2 protein-coding genes are annotated in these 3,156 nt (G+C 44.9%); one reads left to right on the top strand and one right to left on the bottom strand.

What is annotated here, in order from left to right:
- Positions 1–222: 222 nt before the first annotated feature.
- Positions 223–2,241, bottom strand: a complete 2,019-nt coding sequence (locus CWC03_RS21845; protein WP_138583648.1) for a S9 family peptidase — start codon at positions 2,239–2,241, stop codon at positions 223–225.
- A 170-nt stretch (positions 2,242–2,411) separates the two neighbouring features.
- Here CWC03_RS21845 and CWC03_RS21840 point away from each other — a divergent pair, with 170 nt between their 5' ends.
- Entirely contained in the window at positions 2,412–2,825 is a 414-nt protein-coding gene (locus CWC03_RS21840; RefSeq protein ID WP_138583647.1) for a VOC family protein, read from the top strand.
- Positions 2,826–3,156: the final 331 nt, after the last annotated feature.

The following is a 3,156-nucleotide window of genomic DNA, read 5'->3' as shown; positions in this document are numbered from 1 at the left end:
AATTATTCAAAATGGTATTACATGGACTATAAGGGTGCTCATCGAAGTGGGTGATTGTAAGATCTGCTTGCATTAATGACTGCATCACTTCGGCGATTGAGTGCGGCCAAGCTGCAATGGCTTGTTTGCTATTTGATCGCTCCCTTTAACAATAGAACAGTGAGATAAATGAATACATAAATAAACCGAGGCAAGACTGCCCCGGCTTGGTTGGGATCCCGTTTATTTCTTCGGATCGTGTTTGTCGAACCACCACTGAATATAAGCTACTTTGTTTAGCAGGTTAGATGGTCTTTTGGTTATTCCGTGTGAGGCATCTGGAATTCTGACCATAGCTGTTTCTACACCCTGTAGCTTAAGCGCTTGATAATACTGCTCAGTTTCTGAGATTGGCGTACGATAATCCGCTTCACCTGTCAGTAGCATGGTTGGGGTTTTTACATTCCCCACATAGCTAATAGGTGAGCGTTTCATATAATGTTCCATGTGCTCCCATGGTTTTCCTGGGAACCAGTAGTCCGCAAAAAATGGATAGAAATCTGCAGTTAACACAAAGCTATACCAGTTGATCACCGGCTTTGCTACGACTGCTGCCGCGAATCTATCCGTGTGACCGACCGTCCACGCAGTGAGTACGCCACCACCTGAACCGCCAGTAACAAACAAGCGGTCTTTGTCTATATAGCCTTCGCTGATCAGATGATCCACACCTGTCATTAAGTCGTCAAAATCATGGCTTGGGTAGTTGTGGTGGATAGTTTGAGCAAACTCTTTGCCGTAGGAATCGCTGCCCCTTGGATTCATGTAAAGTACAACGCTACCTTGGGCGGCAAAAAGTTGTACTTCGGCGCTAAAGTGCGGGCCATAGTTTGCAACTGGGCCACCGTGGATCTCAAGTACGAGAGGGTACTTTTTAGATTTATCGAACCCCGGAGGGTAGGCGACCCAAGCTTGAATTGGCAGTTGATCATGTGTCGACTTTAGCCAAACTTCTTCAACTTTTGCCAGTGTTTTATCACCAAGGGCATCTTCGTTAAGCTTTGTAATTGGTCTTGGCTCGCCGCGTTTTACAATTGCGACATCGGCAGGGCGCTGGGTATCTGCGAGTGTAAAAGCCACTAATCCGCGGTCACTGATGGCATAGTCACCACCTGAATAGGGGCGACCAAAACTCACACTACCAATGGCATCCGTTATCTGCTCAAAACGCCCTTTTAACGGCTGATAGCCAAGTGTGGTTTTCCCTTCACTGTCGTAACTTACATAGACGCCACGGCTGTTGGCGGCCCAAGTGACAGAGGCAAGGCTTCTATCTAAATCGGCTGCATAGGTTTTGGTTTCGCCTGATTTGAGATCTTTGATATAGAGTAGGCTATTCTCGTAATTGGTTTTTTTATCATCATAACCAAGGTAAGCCAGATAGCGGCCATTAGGTGACACCTCTGGGTGAGTATCAGGGCCTACTCGGTCAGTTACCGCGGTGATTTCAAGCGAGTTTAGGTCTAGCTTATAGACTTCGCTGTTAGTTGGGTTTAATTGGTTATCCTTGTGGCGATTAGCCGAAAAATACAGTGCCTTTGCGTCATCAGCAAAACTCAGTCCACCGCCATGATCAAAGTTGCCTGAGGTTAACTGTTTTGCATTGCCACCGTTGGCATCAATTTTGAAAATATGATTAAAGCCCGGTTCGGTGTAACCAGCACCGTCGGCGCGATAATATACCTCATCGATAAATACGGGTGGTTTTGCCCATTCAGCTCCTTTGGGCTTCCCTGCAACAGATACCGGTGGAGCTTTTTGGCTGGGAACAAACTGGCTAAAGTATAGGCTTTTACCATCTGGAGACCAATGTAGTCCCGATGGTCCGTGAGCTAAATTACTGATTTTGGCAATGGCTCCAGTTGCCAACCATTTCACATAAATTTGGCTGCTACCGTCGCGAGTAGAAATAAAAGCGATGCGATCATTACTAGGCGACAGCACAGGAGAATAATCCATGTGTAATCCAGAGGTAACTGGCTGCATTGCATTGGTAGCAAGGTCTACAGACCAGATATTACCGACTTTTCTATCACTTTTGATATCCATGCGATTTCGCACGAAGAAGACTTTGTCACCGTCATTGGTGATGTCAATTTGATTAGCATATTCAAGATTAAATATATCGGTTGGCTCAAGCGATGCGGCTTGCACTGCGCAAGCTGAGCTTGCAATCGCGACGCCTGCTAGAAAGTATTTCATGACTCATCCTGTTTCTAATTATCATTTCCACTATGCGCCATATTGCAGCTTAATCAACTCTTTGCGGTGAACAAATTAAAAATCCATAAAAAAGTGCTTTACCTCAACTTAACTTGCGGTTTTATCGTTGCCTCCAGTTAGCGGAATTTACAAAGAAGAGGATGATATGTATGTACTTAGAACACGTAAATTTGGTAGTTAGCGACCTAGAAGAGATGCTCCACTTTTATCGCGCCGCATTTCCTCATTGGAAAGTTAGAAGCAAAGGGCAAGGAGAGTGGTACGGCAAAGCACGAACATGGCTGCATTTTGGAGATGATTATCATTATATAGCGCTTAGCGACCACGGTGAGGGCCAAAACAGAGCACTCGAGGGTCACCAAGTCGGCTTGGCACATTTCGCCTATGTGGTTCAAAGTGTCGAGCGTGTTGTTAGTCGGCTAACCGAAGCGGGTTACACAGTCGATAAAGTCGGAGCGCAGCATCCATACCGAAAAAACGTTTACTTTATTGATCCTGCGGGATATGAAATTGAGTTTGTGGAATATATGAGTGATCTGCCTTCTGAGCGCAATAGTGATTAACTTGCTAAGAAGCGTGAGTATTGCCCATGTTATAGTTATAGCGAGTGGTTAGAATGAGGGAGATCTAGCGTTTTTAAAAACAAATGATCCGCCCTCATTTGGTGAGTACAGCTCTGTGATTACTTAACCTGAGGTTTGGATAAGGAATGAGCTAACTCATTGTTTTTTTAATCACCTAAAACTATCTTCTTATCTAGCCAGAGAGTTTTAGGGATAACTAGGCAAATTTACGCACCAATAGCTGGCTATTGGAAGTGAATTCAACGCAGTTAGCGCTAAAACTGGCTGCTAGAAAGGCATTAATTATCCGAAGCTCAGGTTTAATCCACGC

The sequence above is a fragment of the Pseudoalteromonas sp. S2755 genome, assembly GCF_005886535.1.
Classification (GTDB): Bacteria; Pseudomonadota; Gammaproteobacteria; order Enterobacterales; family Alteromonadaceae; genus Pseudoalteromonas.
This window is presented reverse-complemented; position numbering and strand designations above follow the sequence as displayed.